General features: G+C 53.5%; 15 protein-coding genes. 7 read left to right on the top strand and 8 right to left on the bottom strand.

Translation table 11 applies throughout. The features are described 5' to 3' along the window. Positions 1-70: 70 nt before the first annotated feature. Positions 71-1,411 carry an ISNCY family transposase gene (locus CKQ54_RS23665; RefSeq protein WP_120349722.1) on the bottom strand — a complete coding sequence of 447 codons (1,341 nt, stop codon included), beginning with the start codon at positions 1,409-1,411 and terminating at the stop codon, positions 71-73. A gap of 292 nt (positions 1,412-1,703) precedes the next feature. On the opposite strand from CKQ54_RS23665, the gene CKQ54_RS23660 reads away from it, so the two are divergent. Next, on the top strand, positions 1,704-2,021 hold the full coding sequence (locus CKQ54_RS23660) for a putative quinol monooxygenase (RefSeq protein WP_120163670.1): 318 nt from the start codon (positions 1,704-1,706) through the stop codon (positions 2,019-2,021). Between the two features lie 117 nt (positions 2,022-2,138). Here the strand turns inward: CKQ54_RS23660 and fhuE are convergent, their stop codons facing one another. The 5 genes from fhuE to CKQ54_RS23635 all read right to left on the bottom strand — a co-directional run bounded on the left by fhuE (position 2,139) and on the right by CKQ54_RS23635 (position 8,422). Further along, complete coding sequence (gene fhuE / locus CKQ54_RS23655; RefSeq protein ID WP_120163669.1) at positions 2,139-4,337, bottom strand: ferric-rhodotorulic acid/ferric-coprogen receptor FhuE; 2,199 nt, start codon at positions 4,335-4,337, stop codon at positions 2,139-2,141. Positions 4,338-4,557: 220 nt separating this feature from the next. Further along, positions 4,558-5,862 (bottom strand): PQQ-dependent sugar dehydrogenase, encoded by a 1,305-nt coding sequence (locus CKQ54_RS23650; protein ID WP_120163668.1) that lies wholly within the window; start codon positions 5,860-5,862, stop codon positions 4,558-4,560. After that, on the bottom strand, positions 5,859-6,299 hold the full coding sequence (locus CKQ54_RS23645) for a DUF2231 domain-containing protein (RefSeq protein WP_120163667.1): 441 nt from the start codon (positions 6,297-6,299) through the stop codon (positions 5,859-5,861). Before CKQ54_RS23645 ends, CKQ54_RS23650 begins: the two co-directional genes overlap by 4 nt. A gap of 130 nt (positions 6,300-6,429) precedes the next feature. Further along, positions 6,430-7,167, bottom strand: a complete 738-nt coding sequence (locus tag CKQ54_RS23640; RefSeq protein WP_120163672.1) for a GntR family transcriptional regulator — start codon at positions 7,165-7,167, stop codon at positions 6,430-6,432. A 151-nt stretch (positions 7,168-7,318) separates the two neighbouring features. Beyond that, positions 7,319-8,422, bottom strand: a complete 1,104-nt coding sequence (locus tag CKQ54_RS23635; RefSeq protein ID WP_120163666.1) for a sugar phosphate isomerase/epimerase family protein — start codon at positions 8,420-8,422, stop codon at positions 7,319-7,321. A gap of 415 nt (positions 8,423-8,837) precedes the next feature. Here CKQ54_RS23635 and CKQ54_RS23630 point away from each other — a divergent pair, with 415 nt between their 5' ends. Genes CKQ54_RS23630 through CKQ54_RS23605 form a run of 6 tightly spaced genes read left to right on the top strand, consistent with a single transcriptional unit; the run spans position 8,838 to position 14,793 of the window. Further along, entirely contained in the window at positions 8,838-9,953 is a 1,116-nt protein-coding gene (locus CKQ54_RS23630) for an ABC transporter ATP-binding protein (protein WP_120163665.1), read from the top strand. 15 nt (positions 9,954-9,968) lie between these two features. Then, entirely contained in the window at positions 9,969-11,021 is a 1,053-nt protein-coding gene (locus tag CKQ54_RS23625; protein WP_120163664.1) for an extracellular solute-binding protein, read from the top strand. Between the two features lie 6 nt (positions 11,022-11,027). Then, complete coding sequence (locus CKQ54_RS23620) at positions 11,028-11,858, top strand: ABC transporter permease (protein WP_181955523.1); 831 nt, start codon at positions 11,028-11,030, stop codon at positions 11,856-11,858. Continuing rightward, entirely contained in the window at positions 11,851-12,681 is an 831-nt protein-coding gene (locus CKQ54_RS23615; protein WP_120163663.1) for an ABC transporter permease, read from the top strand. The genes CKQ54_RS23620 and CKQ54_RS23615 overlap by 8 nt, the downstream gene beginning before the upstream one ends. A 35-nt stretch (positions 12,682-12,716) precedes the next feature. After that, entirely contained in the window at positions 12,717-14,141 is a 1,425-nt protein-coding gene (locus CKQ54_RS23610) for a M24 family metallopeptidase (RefSeq protein WP_120163662.1), read from the top strand. Between the two features lies 1 nt (position 14,142). Further along, positions 14,143-14,793, top strand: a complete 651-nt coding sequence (locus CKQ54_RS23605) for a flavin reductase family protein (RefSeq protein ID WP_120163661.1) — start codon at positions 14,143-14,145, stop codon at positions 14,791-14,793. Between the two features lie 2 nt (positions 14,794-14,795). Here the strand turns inward: CKQ54_RS23605 and CKQ54_RS23600 are convergent, their stop codons facing one another. Both CKQ54_RS23600 and CKQ54_RS23595 read right to left on the bottom strand, forming a co-directional pair. After that, entirely contained in the window at positions 14,796-15,017 is a 222-nt protein-coding gene (locus tag CKQ54_RS23600; protein WP_112286628.1) for a hypothetical protein, read from the bottom strand. A gap of 364 nt (positions 15,018-15,381) precedes the next feature. Then, positions 15,382-16,290, bottom strand: a complete 909-nt coding sequence (locus CKQ54_RS23595) for an SDR family oxidoreductase (RefSeq protein ID WP_120163660.1) — start codon at positions 16,288-16,290, stop codon at positions 15,382-15,384. Between the last annotated feature and the right edge of the window lie 161 nt (positions 16,291-16,451).

The raw sequence follows: 16,451 nt of genomic DNA, 5'->3' as shown, positions 1-16,451 counted from the left end.
ATGTCACCCTGATTTCCCATTTTTGAATGTCACTTTTTATCCAAATTCTGAAGAGAAAAGGGCAGTCAGGTCATCTTTTCAGACTAGGTTTGAACAGGGTCGGGTCGGCAAGTACCGGGTTCATTGCCCTCAGTTGTTCCTGAACCTGAGCACGCCTTTTAGGCATATGTTGGCTGCGATTTCTTTTCCCCGGTGTCTCGAGTTCGTCCTGCTTTTCCTGCGCCAATTTCAGAACTGCCCCCAGTCGCTTATTGTCCACAATGCGGCCCTGGTCGATACAGGCCAGCTTGTCGAATACCTGATACTTCAGCGTTCTGTTGCCATAGCGGAACGCCAGCGTGCCGTCCGGATAGTCAAAAGCCAGGATTTTCTCACCCGCAATATGCGCATTTTCCTCCGAGGGTTCAACAAGATAAAGCATCTTATCATATTGAAAGGTCAACGATTTTGAGAGCGTGCGCAGCGTCTGCCAGGCAAAAATATCATCCAGCTCTGAGCGGTTCTCGCTGACGGGTCGATGGAGGTCTTTCGGGTAGGTTGCGGGTCTGGCGAATCGACAATTAAAGTCGCGAATAAAAACGTCCAGCCACGCATTGGCCGCGTCAATGCCACTGATGTTTTCCAGCCGCATCTCCTTAATCAGCCGATCCTGCAGGGTCAGGTTGGCACGCTCGACGCGCCCCTTAGCCTGGCTGCTGTTAGCACATATCAGTTCAATATTGAGATCATGCAACGCACGTCCGAACTGAGTCATGCCGGTCCGACGAGTCTCAGCCTGGCTGACTCTGAACACAGCATGCTTGTCGCTGTAAAAGGCCACCGGCTTGCCGTGTTTATCCATGTACTCGCGCGTTGCCAGCATGTAGTCGAAGGTTGATTCGCTCTGACAAAACCGCAGATGCATCAGGCGACCGGTGGCATCATCGATGTAAACCAACAGGCAGCACTTGGAGGCACGTCCTTCAAACCAGTCGTGGTGTGAACCGTCGATTTGAATGAGTTCACCCAAACAGTCGCGTCGATAACGGGGCTGATAAACTCGCGGTCGCCGATGGGCATGCGGCACCCAGAGACCGTCGGCAGTCATCCAGCAGCGCAGCGTCTCGACTGAAACAGAAATCCCGTGACGTTCCTGAAGCTTTTCTGCGGAAAGTGTGGGCCCGAAACCGACGTAATTTTCACGTAGCAGCGTCAGTATCCGATGGCGCAGTGCAACATCAATGCGATGCGTTCCGGGCATACCGCGACGAGTGTTCGTCAGCCCGGCAGGACCGGATTCCCTGAAGCGGTTCATAAGACGTTGTACCTGACGTTCAGTGAGATCCAGCTGAGAGGCGGCATCACGGCGACGCAGGCGCTTTTCAACAACGGCCTGGATCACCGGCAAGCGGTGGAGTTCTTTATTGGACATGGTTACCAGCATCAGAAGAGATCTCCCAGAAAGGTGGCAAATGCGCCGTATCTGAGTGACATTATCAAATGGGACTTACAGATTTGGTGCGCATAATCATGATTATGTTAAATTGAATGCATCAATCAATGAGTTCTTCATTTATACCCCATCCCCCACGTCGCATGTTGACTCTTTCAGTATTGATTCTGTCATATTGGCTGGCACAATGATCAATTCACAACTACCCTGAAAAATTCGTACCCGGATTGTATAAATCCAGAATAAATAACTGATAACCAAAGGCCTCCCTATGAGCGAAGTAAAAATTGTTGCCACATTAACCCCTTTGCCCGAATTCATCGAAACTGTAAGAGATGCCGCATTGGCAATGGTTTCTCCAACTCATCAAGAAGCAGGATGCCTGCAATATGATCTGCATGAAAGTCATGCTGTTCCCGATGTGCGTAACCTCGAAAATGAAGGTAAAGTTTCATTCGTCTTTATTGAACGCTGGAAGTCTGAAGAAGATTTGAAAAAACACGTGGCAATGTCCTACCACGATGATTTTCTCGATATCCTGAACGGTAAACTGGAGAGCCTGAACGTTCAGCGTCTGACTGAGCTGTAATAAGTCTCGCATCCTTCACATCCCCTGTACAAAAATACGACGCATTGCCTGAACCAGGCATAAAAAAGGCAGCGCCGGAAATCCCGATGCTGCCCTGATAGTCTTTATCGCATCACATCAAAACGCATAATTCGCGCTGACCGAGACACTGCGCGGTTCGCCGTAAACGGCGTAATCACTGAGCCATGAGTAATAGGTGCGGTCAAACAGGTTGTTGATGTTGGCCTGAACCGACAACTGTTTAGTCACCTGATAACGGGTGAACAGATCGACAATCGCCGTGCTGCCCTGTGATACGCGGTGGGTCTCACCGTCTGGCCCGGTTGCATCCTGGAAGGTGCGGTTTTGCCAGTTTACGCCGCCGCCGACCGTCAGATCCGGCAACATCGGCAACTGGTAACGGCTGAACAGTTTCAGCTGTGTCTGTGGCATGTTGCTGTTCAGGCGGCTGCCGGTATCGTCTTTCGCGACATAACGCGTCGCACCGAAGGTCATTTGCAGATTGTCGGTGACAGCGCCACTCAGCTCAAACTCTGCCCCTTTGCTCACTGTGCCATTTGCTGCGACGTACGCCTGCTCGCTTGAACCGTTGACGTAATTGCTGCCATCGGCCTGCGCGACATTATCCTGCTCAATGCGGAACACCGCCAGCGAGGCGTTAAGACGACCGTCCATCCATGCCGATTTCAGGCCAGTTTCGTAGTTTTTACCCGTAGTCGGTGACAGATAATGGCCGTTGATATCGCGGTCTGTCTGCGGCTGGAAGATTGAGGTATAGCTGGCGTAGGCCGACCAGGTGTCGTTGATGTCATACACCAGCCCGCCGTATGGCGTTATGTTGTTCTTCTGCATATTGCCGCTGCTGCCATTGCTTGTCCATTCGGTGTAACGCGCACCGGCGATCAGCGAAAGCGGATCAGCCAGCGAGAAGCGTGTGGCGAAATAGCCCGCTTTCTGACGAACTACATCGTCGGCATTCAGGTACCAGTCGCCCCACTCCGGCTCGCTGACGCTGCCATCCCAGCTGTTGCCAAAGCTGCCAATGGCGTCGCTGTCAATGGATCCATCCGCACTGTAAGTCTGGTTATGCTGGCGGCTGTAGCTGAGACCGGCAACCATCTGATGCTGACGACCAAACAGTTCAAACGGCCCGGTGGCATAGGTATCTACCGAATCCACTTTGCGCGTGCCACGGTCTTTACTGCCAAAACCGCTCAGCCCTTCGCCAGTGGTGTGATCCGGGAAATCCATCAGATACAGCAGTTTATCATTGAAGGTTTGCTCGCCATGCGTGCCGTTAACCCGCCATGTCCAGCCGTTATCAAAATCGTGTTTCACGTTGGCGAACACTTTACGCGACTGAATGGCGTAATTTGTCCAGTCAGCGGAGGTATTAGTGCTGCGGTCGTAATGTGTACGCGAACCGTCCGAATACCAGGTCGGCAGGCCGCCCCAGGTCGGATTGCCGGTGTTGGTTTCCTGATAATCGTAACCGAGCGATACCGTGGTGTTGTCAGTGACATCGGCATCGATCACGCCGTAGAGGAATTTTTTACGCTTGTGATAACGATCCAGCCAGCTGTCCTGATCCTGATAGCCCGCAACGACCCGTCCGCGCACTGAACCTTCCTGATTCAGCGGGCCGGAAGCATCCAGCACATAACGTTGCTTGTTCCAGCTTCCATAACTGGCGCTGATATCGCCGGTAAATTCTTTGCTGTCGGCGTGCTTACGCACCATGTTCACCGACGCTGCCGGATTACCTGCGCCGGTCATCAGGCCGGTTGCACCACGCACCACTTCGATACGGTCATAAATCGCCGTGTCTTCAGCTGCATCGCCAAAGTTCCAGGTGTCGCTGACGGACGAAGGAATATCGTCATAGGTGTAGTTGTTGATGTAAAAGCCACGGGAGAAATAGGACACGCGTTCGCTGTCGATCACTTCCGTGGAGATGCCCGTGGTGTTGTCGAGCACATCGCCGACCGATTGCAGGTTCTGATCCTGCATACGCTGACGGGTGATCACGCTGACCGACTGCGGAATATCGCGCGGGGTCAGGTTCATTTTGGTGCCTGCGGTCGTCGTTTTCACCGCATAATCCAGCGCGTCACTGCCGGCGACGGTCGGTGAGCCTTCGATCACCATATCCTGCGAGTCACCGGACGTTGCGGCATTTGCCGTGCTGCTGGTTTCAGCCGCCCAGACGGGATTGATCGCCACAACAATAGCCAGCGCCAGTGATGAAACGGTAAAGACTTTTCTTATATCCGGTGCGCAAAACTCCGCGACTTTTCCCCTGCCAGTAAAGGACATAACGCATTCTCGTAAAATTTTTTGAGGACGCGACGCTGTTTCTATTTTTATTTTTACAAGAACAGATCGCAATGAGAACGAAAATAGTAATTATTAACATTGGCATTGTCGCGAGAAGGTTCATTATTATTACGTAACAAATTATTAATTTGAGTTTAGGGAGAATGGGACGTTTTGATGAAGGAATGCAGGCTTCCTGCCCGCATTCCTGAGCAGGATGTTACTGCGCCTTACTTACCCGCCAGACGACGTTGCCCGCATCGTCGGCGATCAGTACGCCGCCCTGTTTATCCATCGCCAGCCCGACAGGAAGACCGCGAACCTGTTTCTGATCGTCAGTCAGGAAACCCGTCACCACAGGTTGCGGCAACCCAACCGGCTTACCGTTTTCGAATTTCACCCACATCACCTGATATCCGTTCAGCGGTTTACGGTTCCAGCTGCCGTGCTCGCTGACGAAGGCGCCATCGCGATATTGCGGCATATTATCGCCGGTATAGAACAGCAGTCCGAGGGGCGCGACGTGTGAGCTGATGGCATAATCAGGCTTGATCGCTTTCTCTACCAGGTCCGGACGCGGCGGTTTGACCCGTTCATCAACGTGCTGGCCATAATAGCTGTACGGCCAGCCATAGAAACCGTGCTCCTGTACCGACGTCATGTAATCCGGCACCAGATCAGAGCCAATTTCATCGCGCTCGTTCACCACCGCCCAAAGTTTTCCACTCTGCGGTTCCCATTGCAGGCCGGTCGGATTGCGTAATCCGCTGGCAAAAATGCGGCTGGCTCCGGTTGCAGCATCCACTTCCAGTATCGCTGCACGACGGTCTTCTGCCCCGATGCCATTCTCGGTGATATTACTGTTGGAACCGACGCCGACATACAATTTGCTGCCATCCGGACTGGCCAGCAGGGATTTCGTCCAGTGATGGTTAATCGGACCGCCCGGCAATTGCGTCACCACTTCACCAGGCGCGGTAATTTCTGTTTCACCTGTCTGATAGGGATATTTTATCAGGCTGTCGGCACTCGCTATCCACAGCGTATTTCCGGTCAGCTGAATGCCGAAAGGTGAGTTTACCTGCGCAATAAACGTATGTTTCTCCCATTTGCCGCCGGTATTACGCAGCAACGTAATGCGATTGCCGCCCTCGCCGCCTTTACCTGACGACTTCTGCACCAAGCCCATAATCAGCTCTTTCGGGCGGAAGATGAGTTTTTTGGCCGGACCATTCGATTCCGCTACCAGCACATCGTTATTAGGCAGCACGTAAACCTGACGGGGATGTTTCAAACCTTCAGCGATTTTCTCGATTTTCAGTCCGTCGGCAACTTTCGGCATTTCGCCGCTTTTCCAGGGAATACCTTCCGGCACTTTCATTGGCGGCATCAGGAAGTTCTGCGCTTTTGGCAGTTCAGGATCTGCCCCGGTTTGTTTTTTCGGATCAATTTGCGAGCTGTTATCACAGCTGCTGAGCAGCCCGGCAAGCACACAGGCGGACAATAAACGTTGATAATTTTTCATCGTGTCGCCCCTCCTGCAACCGGAAGGCGTAATGCCAGCTGGACATTGGCCAGAAGCAGAAGCACCACCACCAGCGTCGAAAGAATGACGCCCGCCGGGACAACCGCATAAGCATCACGGCTGTGAATAAAGGCATTGAAGATCGCCAGCACGATTGCCAGCAGGTTCAGCCAAAAGTGCAGTTTACGCGCGCTGTCAGCGATAGATTCAGGACCTGTCCAGACCTGGACCAGATTGATAAGACGAGGAATAACAGCGATGAAAAGCCCCAGTACAATCAACCAGTTCGCCGCATCGGTCCACATGGTGATAAAGGTTTTCATATAGAGAATGTCGAAAATCCAGGCGGCGACAAAAAAACCAAGAGGAATGGGGTTTAACAGTTCGTACAACGCCGTGGCAATTCCACGGCGCGTCGAATTCGAATGCGTTTGCATGTCCTTCTCCTTTGACTAATCCAAAGCTGTCAACGCCAGAAATGGCGCGACAGCCGACAGGGTTACCTGTAATAGATTAGTAAAGTTGAAGAATGCTGCCGGAATGAATGCCGCTAAGCGGAAGGTTTCATCACGAGAAATTTTCCAGAACAGACAGAAACGTATGCCGGTCGCCGTGGCCTTCGGTTAAGCGCACGCGCCCTTCGATGTCGGCAAGATGGTGGTCCATCAGCTGCTGCGCTTTGGTCAGGTCTTTCTCTTTGATGGCCGCCACAATCATTCGGTGATGATCCGCGCCGCAATCGTCCTTATGATCTTCTTCATACAAAGACATCACCAGTGAGAGCCGCGCAACAATCTTCGCCAGCATTTCGGTCAGCACAGGATTCCCGGCGATTTCCGCCAGCACGATGTGGAATTTGCCGGAAAGCACGGTTTTCGATTTTTCATCGCCATGATGATGAATGTGCTCTTCCTCGTCTGCCAGCTTTTCCAGCGCTTCCAGCTGTTCGAAAGTCGCCCTTTCCACCACCAGCTCCAGCAGAAGGGCTTCGATTTTACGCCGTGCTTCAAACAGGTTTCTGGCCTGCTCAATGCCAGGTTCTGCGACAAACGTGCCACGATTTCTTTTGCGTTCGAGCAGATGGTCGCTTTCCAGTACGCCCAGCGCGCCACGCACCACCGTGCGGCTGACACCAAAATGTTCGGCAATCGCCTCTTCGAGAATTTTGGTGCCCGGTTTTAACGCTCCTTCACCAATCGCCGCCGCCAGCGTGGCACGGATCCGCTCGGAAACATCGTCGTTATTATCGGCCATACTGGCCGCGACCGGCGCTGTCCTGGCGCTTTGCGCGCGCGTTTTCTTCATTGTTGTCTCCAATTTACGCTCAGTCATACCTTATGCCGGACAAAGGCGCTCCGGTCATTGCGGGTTTAAGTATCTCGTTAAGAATGTTTCTTCGCAAATGCTGAATAAGCTTGTGGCAATATTTGCACAGAACCCCTTAATCCCCCCGGCTTCAGGCTAATATTATGCCTTTCTGTTCGCAGATAGCGCGGATATGGCGTGCAGAATCCTGAATAAACCGCGTCGCTGCATCAAAGCCGTAAGACTGATTTTCATAGGTCGGATAACCGTACTGCGCACTTTCAAATCCTTCCCAGTCCGGGATTTCACCTGAAGCAACGCGCTTTTCGCCCTCATTAAGCATGGCAAAATAGAGTTCAAGCTCCGTCGTATTCAGATCCGGATGACCGGCACGCCAGACCGGATCATCAATCTGAATACACTGGCGCGGATTAGGCTGGCGGCGTTTGTCGTCGGTTGACTGATTAATTTCCAGCGACAAATTCAGGTCGGGATTGGCCTTAGCGAGTATCGGTAAAATCGCCGCAAAATCCACCACACCCTGACCGCAGGCACGGGGCTGGAAATCCAGACCGCCGGGCGCACGACCGACCCAGGCATCTTTAATGTGCGTCTGCCGTATATAAGGCGCCAGCCGCTGCGCCGCCATCACCGGATGCTCGCCGCGCTGCAACATATTGGCAGTATCCAGCACCGCGCCGACACAGTCTTCGCCCACTCTTTCAATCAGGCGCAGGATTTCAAAAGAGGTGATTTCGTCATGCGTCTCAATATTCATATGTACGCCATGCGCCCGCGCCACCGGCGCCAGCTTTTGCAGCACGTTGCCCATAGCCTGCAATTGTTCGTCCCAGGTAACATCGGTTCGAAAACGATCGACTGCCAGACGTCCGCGATATTCGCCTTTAAAATTACCGGGTGACACCCACATCTCGCGGCAACCTATCTCTGCGCTGGCTTCGATCATTCGTGTGAAACCGGCAATAATGTCGCCATCGCCAATCGCCCGTAATTCCGGGGCTTCTGCGCTGCAATAAGGATTGATTTTGCCCAGACCACTTTCCAGATAAAGACCTAATTCGTCCGCTTTAGCCCGGATTTCCCGCAGCATTCCCGCGTCCAGCGTCGGGCTCATATCCAGTACGGTACTGAAAAATATCCCTTCCAGACCCAGCTCCCTGACATGGTCGAGGCTGCCCAGCGGCCCGCGTTTCTTAACTTCAGGGAGTTTTTGTCCGTCGATGCCTAATTTCATAAATGACTCCGCAGCCTGTGACTGCCAAAAAGAGGAATTAAAGATTCATCGTAAACAGTGCAAATCACATGCCATGACAGAGAAATACGCTGAGATCACCATAAATAAATCTAGTTATCAGTCTGTTATAAATAACACGATATATTCGCAAACATTTTCGAAAGTTATTGCGTATTGAAATAACAACATTCGCACCAAAATGGTTAACACAATGCACCATCATGGCGTAACAGCAGGGTGTTTAAACATACGAATATCATGCTTTATTTTCATAAACATCTGCATGCGCAACTCGAAATTTCTATTTAACGTCTGTTTTTCAACGGGTTGAATTTTAACCTGCCGGGCATATTCGATTCTGGCACGCCGTTTGCTATTTCTTTTTCAAGCACACGACTCAGATCCGGGAAGCCTTATGCCAGACATGCAAAACACCACTGAAAGCAAACGCCTGAACGTTCACGGCCTGACTCACAGTTACGGTGGAAAGAACGCCATCAGTGATGTGTCATTTTCAATAGAAGCAGGCGAGATTGTGGCGTTGCTGGGGCCGAGCGGCTGTGGCAAATCCACCGTACTGCGGGCAATCGCCGGTCTGATCCAACCGAAGAACGGCAAGATCGTGCTCGGTAATCAGGATCTGGCCGATGTGTCAGCCAGAGGCCGTGGGATCGGCATGGTGTTCCAGAACTATGCGTTATTCCCGCACCTGACTGTTGCCGAGAACATCGCCTATCCGCTGGCCTGTCAGCGGATTTCCCGTGCCGCCCGTAAGCAGCGTGTGGAAGAAATGCTGTCACTGGTCAGGCTGAATGATTTCGGCAACCGGCTGCCGCGCGAACTATCCGGCGGACAGCAACAGCGTGTCGCCGTCGCCCGTGCTATCGCCGGTCGTCCTTCACTTCTGCTGCTCGATGAGCCTTTTGGCGCGCTGGATCGTGCATTGCGTTTCGATCTTCAGGTTGAGCTGTTGCATCTGCAAAAAACGCTCGGCATCACCACGTTGATCGTCACTCACGATCAGGAAGAAGCACAAAGTCTGGCAAACCGTCTGGTGCTGATGAACAAAGGCAACGTCGAACAAATTGATACGCCGATGACCGTGTATGACCGTCCGAAGACGCTGTTCGTGAACACTTTCATCGGGCAGGCCAATTTGCTGCACGGTACGGTGCTGCGTTTTGAACTCGACTCCACCGTGATCGGCCTGGCGGATAACCGGCAGCTTCGCCTGCCACGCCGTCTGAATTTCACTCTGGGTTCTCGGGTCACCATCACCTTCCGTCCGGAAGAAGTGCGTTTATCCGCGCTGCCGGGCGAAAACACCCAACCCGCACGGATGACCGTCTCGGTGCCGCTCGGACCGTCGCTGGTTCACGACCTGATTCTGGAAGACGGAACCAGCCTGCGCGCATCCGAAGTCAGAGGTCCGTCGACGTTCATCCCTGAACCAGGGTCACAACTTTTCGCAGAAATCGATACCGCAAGGTGTCATGCCTTTCCGGCTGAACCGGAATTCATCAGTGAATAAACAGAGGTGAGCTTTATGAAAGACGTTGAAATCAGTCGTCGCCGGTTCGGTTATCTCATGGCGGGCGTTGCGGCCTCCACAATGCTGCCTTTTCCGTTACGCGCTGCGAGTGCAGCTACCGGCGGCAGTGCGGTTGCGGCCACCTTCCCCGGCAACTGGGAAGATGCCTATCGCAACGTTCTTACACCGGTGCTGAAAAAACAAGGCTTTGACCTGACCATCGCACCTGCCATGGCGCAGGATCAGCTGGCTAAAATCATGGCCAGCCCAGGGAATCCGCCTTATGACACCTTGCTGATGTCGCCAGGGCAAATGACGATTGCGGTTGAGAACGATCTTATCCAGAAAATTGACCCGTCCAGACTGAAAAACTGGAGCCTGCTCGACCCGTCATTCCAGGGCGTATACGGCCCGACCGTGACCGTAGAAGTGAACGGTATCGCCTATAACCCGGATCTGGTGCCCCGACCAAAAGGGTATCGCGATTTGTTTGAAAATCCGGCTTACAAAGGGCTGGTGTCGTGGACCGGTTTTGCCTCGAATACCGCCGTGATGGCGTATACCGAAATCGCCAAAATTTACGGCAAAGGGCCTGCGGATATGGCCGCCGTGTTTAAGCTTTTCAAGGAACATCCTGAGCAACTCAAAGGCGTGGTGGACAGCACCAACCATCAGATGACGCTGTTCCAGCAGGGCGAAATCGCGGTGTTCATGTGCAGCACCAGCAACGTGGCGCGCCTGAAAAGCCTCGGGCTGAATGCAGAATTCGTGCATCCGGAAACCGGCTCTCCGGCCGCGCCGGTCAATATTCATCTGACCAAAGGCAGCAAAAATCTCGACGCCGCCTACGCCTATATGGATGCCGCCATTTCCCAGTCTGCACAGCAGCAACTGGAACAACCGCCGACCGAGATGTTCCCGACCAACAAAAACGTGGCACTGACCCCGGCAATTTCCGCCTATGTCACCCGCGAACAGCTTAAAACCCTGGTCTATCCGGACTGGGCAGAAATTAACAAAAACCGTGATGACTGGATCCGCCAGTTCGACACACTGGTTGCAGGCTGAGGTGGAATGATGAAGCAGAGCGGCTTCCCTTACGTCGTACCGATGTTATTGCTTTCCGTGGCATTTTTTGCGACGCCACTCGCCGTGCTGGTCGGTTTCAGCTTTACCGGTAACGGCGGAATGACGCTGGATCATTACGCCCGTTTCTTCGGGGATGCGTTTAATTTCCGCGTACTGGTCAACACTGCGCGGCTCGGTATCGAAACGGTTATCGGCACCACTCTGCTGGGCATTCCGATTGCCCTGCTTTACTGGCATGGCGGACGCAATCTGCGGCAGATCCTGATATTCCTGACCCTCATTCCGATGCTGACCAGCAACGTGGTGCGCACGTTTGCCTGGATTGTGATCCTCGGGCGTCAGGGGCCGATCAGCGAGGCACTGATGGCGATGGGCATTACCGGGATGCCGGTCAGCCTGATGTTTACCGAACTCGGGCTGGTGATGGCGATGTGTCAGATTGATCTGCCGCTGATCATTTTGCCGCTGATTGCCATTCTCTCCCGCACGCCGTATCAGCTTACCGAAGCGGCGCAGGTTTCAGGCGCCGGGCCGTGGCGCATTCTGGTGACCGTGCTGCTGCCGCTGATGTTGCCAGGTCTGCTGGCGGGATGGATCCTGGTTTTTGCCAGCACCAGCAGCTCTTTCGTCACTCAGGCAGTGATCGGCGGCGCGCGAAATGTATACGTCCCGCAGCTGATTTACCGTGAAGTCGGTACGCTGTTCGACTGGCCGCTGGCCTCGGCCATCGCCGTGGTTCTGTTGCTCTCCACGGGCTGCCTGCTGGTGGCGCTCACCATGATTTCACGCCACAGGAGACTGGTCGGTCATGCTTAAAAAACGAGAAAATCCGCTTCCGGCGCTGCTCTACAAACTGTTCGTGTATGGCTTCGGCACGCTGTGCGTCATTTATCTGGTGGCACCGATTGTCATCGCCCTGATGATGTCGTTTACCTCCGGTCAGACGCTGAAATACCCGCCGCAGGGCTTTTCATTGCGCTGGTACGAAGCGTTGCTGGATCCGGTGCGTTCTGCCACGGAGCAGACCGCAGCGTGGAACTCGCTGAAAATCGCCGGTCTGGCCGTGCTTGGTGCCTTGCTGTTCGCGGTTCCCGCCACTATCGGCATGACCCGTATGAAGCGCCGCAGCGTCAGCACTATCGAGCCGCTGCTGCTCGCGCCACTGGTATTGCCGAGCCTGGTTTACGGGCTGGCGGCGCTGATTGTGGCTAACTTCATCGGCTTTCAGCCATCGCTGTGGCTCACGGTGATCGGGCATGTAGTGGTATTTGGCCCGCTGATGTACCGCGCGGCGTCGGTAGTTGCGCAGGGGATCAACCCTTCGCTGGCAGAAGCCTCTACCACCATGGGTGCCAGCTGGTTTATGACGCTGCGCCGCGTCACGTTACCGCTGTTGCTACCGGGGATCCTGGCCGGCGCGTTCCTGGTGTTTATCCAGTCGCTCGACAACGTGTCGGTTTCACTGTTCCTTGCAGACGCCAAAACCACGGTGCTGCCTCTGCGCATGTTCGCGCTGATTGAAGAATCGCTGGATGTCCGCGTGGCGGCTATTTCCGGGATCCTGATTGCTGTCACTTTACTCGGCCTGCTGGTTGCCCGTCGGGTTCTCGCCCCGCGTCCCATACCTGAAAACTCATAACTCACTGACTCTTTTTTTGACGTAAGGAAGACCCTATGAACACTCATGCGACGATGGCCAACGGTTCCCGCATCGGACAGTTGCTGGCGGATTTCCAGCCAGATTTCGATTTCACCGCCCCGCTTCCTCTGCCGGTGGAAGAATTCGAAGAACGTCTGCGTAAAATCCGCCGTCAGGCGGTCGAAGCCGGACACGACGCTATCGTGGTTCACGCCGGCAGCGTCGGCTGGTTCCATGCGTCGAATGCGTATCTGCGTTATATCTGCGACTGGATGCGCGAAGGTGTGCTGATCATTCCCACGGATTCGCATCAGCCGCTGGTATTGCTCTCTTTCTTCACGCAATCCGTGCTGCTGCCGCCGGGTGGCGAACCGGTGCTGGTGGATGAAATATGGCAAATCGGGCCCATCGGGCGCGAATACGCCGACCGTCCGGGTGATTCCGTGATTAAAACAGCGGAAAAATGTGCGCAGGTACTTGCCCGTTTCGCACTGACCGCCGCGCAGATTGGCATAATCGGTGACCGTACATCCCTGACCTTCTGGGCGGCACTCGGATCGCTGACGCCAAAATGCAAATACGTGGCCGATAACGCCATTCTGGATCGTCTGCAAAAAGTCCGTTCTCCGCGTGAGATTGCGTTATTCCGTGGCGCAGCGCAGATGATCAGCCTCGGGACACAGGCCGCCTACCATGTCGCCAGGCCGGGGGTGACAGATCATGAAATTTACGCGGCGTTTTCTTTTGCTCAGCTGGCAGCCGGAGGCGAAACCGGCGATGGTTATCAGATTGGTATCAACGAATTTGGCACGCATTGCGGCAAACCCTACGGGCATGTGGTCCGTCCGGGCGATCTGATCAATCTGTATATTTCCAACGTGACATGCCGGGGTTATACCGCGCAAACGGCCAGAATGATTGCGGTCGGCGACATCACACCGCATCAGGAAGACGTACTCGCCGCCTGTACCGAAGGTGTGAAACGGGCAGAAAAGCTGATCCGTCCGGGTGCATTAATGCGTGATATCAACAATGCCGCCTTCGGTCCGATGATTGAGCGCGGCATGCTGACCTCACCGGAGGCGCGAACGATGCCGTATAACTGGGCACCGATGCCGGACGGCGACGCGCGGCTGATACCGCATCAGTATGTGCAGGATATCGACTGGGAAGCGCAGGGGCGCAAGCTGATGCATGTTTATCCGGCGACACATGGCCCGCACAATCCCAATCTCGGGCATTCCGTCGGCATGGCCGGTGCGCAGAACAGCTTTAATATTTCGTCGCATAATTACGACACACTGGAAGAAGGTATGGTGTTTGTCCTGCATACTCAGTGGCTTGAGCCGCTGTCCGCAGGTTGTAATATCGGTGATTGTTACGTTGTCACCAAAGACGGTTTTGAAAATCTGAGCCGTCACACGCCACTTGAAACCCATCGCGTTACGGCAGGAAACTGATATGACCCGACCTTCTTCGCACACTCATTTTGATTTTGCACAGCTGACGGAACGTGAGCGGTACAAAATCCTGATCGGCACGGTGATCCCACGTCCTGTCGCGCTGGTCACGACCGTCAGTCAGGACGGCATACCGAATGCCGGGCCCTTCAGTTTTTTTAATGTCCTGACGCATGACCCTGCGATTGTGGCGATAGGCGTAGAAAATTATGCCGATATGCGTTTTAAAGATACCGCGCGCAATATCCGCGAAACCGGCGAATTTACGGTTCATATCGTCGATGATGCGCTGGTCAGTCAGATGGAAATCTGTGCCATTAAATTCGGACAGGAGGTAGACGAGCTTAAAGAAGCGGGGCTGGATACCACGCCGGGGCTGATGGTCAGAAGTCCCCGTATTCTCGCGGCACCGGCGGCGCTGGAATGCCGTCGTCACACCACACTTCAGGTGGGACCGGCGCGTGAAATTATTCTCGGTGAAGTGCTTGGTGTGTATGTCCGCAGCGATGCGGTTGACCCGTCGAATCTGCACATCGACCAGCAGATAATGGATGCCATCGGAAGAATGGGCGGTCACACTTACACCCGCACACGTGACCAGTTTGATGTCAAAACGCTGACGCCGGAGGAATGGGTCGCACGGGGATTATAACGTCAGATATCGAAATCATTCATTCGTGGTATGCCAGCGGGGAAGTTGTCGTAGATCCCGCTGATATAGGTCCCTTCTCTGAAAATGACAACTTCATCCACCCTGACCGGATGCGAACAGACTGCGCAGATAATAGCATTCACCTGTTCAGCGAAAGGTGTATTTGCGCTGGCGACGAAGCGGTCTGAGCCGCATTGTTCGCAGACAATCCTGATATCTGGCATGTGACGGGTCCGGCAATAAGAATAAATATTTAAGTTAAATATAGCATAATTAGATAATTCTCATTGTCCATAGTAAAACTCAGGGTTTTCAAACGGAAAGTGGCTTTTTTTCGTTAACTGGTCAGAAATCCCACAAAAAAAAAGCCCGCACGACGGCGGGCAATCACAGACAGACACAAGGATTAAATGCAGTGGTTATCTGTAGCGTGGTACAGATGAATCAATCATAGCTTCCTTTACATTGTCCGCGAGGCGACTTTGCTTGCGTGATGAAAAATAGGAATAATCCGCAGATTGCTCCCTTCAAACCACGACGTCATCGGCAGACGCCGGTGACTTTTTCTGTCATCGCAGCGAATGAAAACTACAACGTACCGGTGCCGCCGTCAGAGCACCAGACCTGCCCCGAGGCATAGCTGCTTTCCTGCGAAGCCAGCGTCACATACATACCCGCGATTTCCGCCGGTTGTCCCGGACGCTTCAGCGGAGCCTGTTCACCGAACGATTCGACCTTTTCCTGAGGCTGACCGCCGCAAACCTGCAACGCCGTCCAGTACGGGCCCGGCGCAACTGAATTCACGCGGATGCCCTCAGGCGCCAGTTGTTTAGCCAGACCTTTAGTGAACGCCACGATAGACGCCTTGGTCTGAGAATAATCGAGCAGATTATCGCTTGGTAAAAATGCCTGAACCGAGGAGGTATTGATAATCGAACCGCCGCGAGGGATAAATTCCAGCGCTGCTTTAGTTATCCAGAACATGGCATATACGTTGGTTTTAAAGGTGGCATCAAACGCTTCGGTCGTCAGATCTTTAATCGAATCGCAGAACTGCTGGCGACCGGCATTATTGACCAGCAAATCCAGGCCTCCGAGTTTTTCTGCAGCGTCGTTCACCAGTTGCTGACAGAATTTTTCATCACGGATATCGCCGGGAAGCGTCACCACTTTCAGCCCTTCACCTGCAAGCAATTCAACTACTTCTTTCGCATCAGATTCTTCGTCAGGCAGATAATTGATCGCCACCTGGGCGCCTTCTCTGGCGAACGCAATCGCCACTGCGCGGCCTATGCCGGAATCACCGCCGGTGATCAGCGCTTTACGCCCTTTCAGACGCCCGCTGCCTTTATAGGTTTTCTCGCCGTGATCGGGAACCGGCTTCATTTTGCTGGCGAGTCCGGGAAACGGTTGTTTCTGGCGTTCGAACGGCGGTGTCGGGAAAGCGTCCACATGTGGCGCATTGAGTGAGTCGGGAATCGTTTTTTGATTGCTCATCAACATTCCTTATTTGAAAAATGAGTGAACTATAAGGCTAGAAGAAATTTCGACGGGCGTTTGCACTAACGGACAGTTCTGAAATCATTTGCATTTCGACACAAAAAAACGTCCCGTCATCCGGACACTTTCTCGTTATTATCCTGTCCTACAGAAAAAGC

It is taken from the genome of Rahnella variigena (assembly GCF_003610915.1).
GTDB classification, from domain to species: Bacteria; Pseudomonadota; Gammaproteobacteria; order Enterobacterales; family Enterobacteriaceae; genus Rahnella; species Rahnella variigena.
The sequence above is the reverse complement of the archived record's forward strand: the minus strand, read 5'-3'. Positions and strand labels throughout refer to the sequence as shown.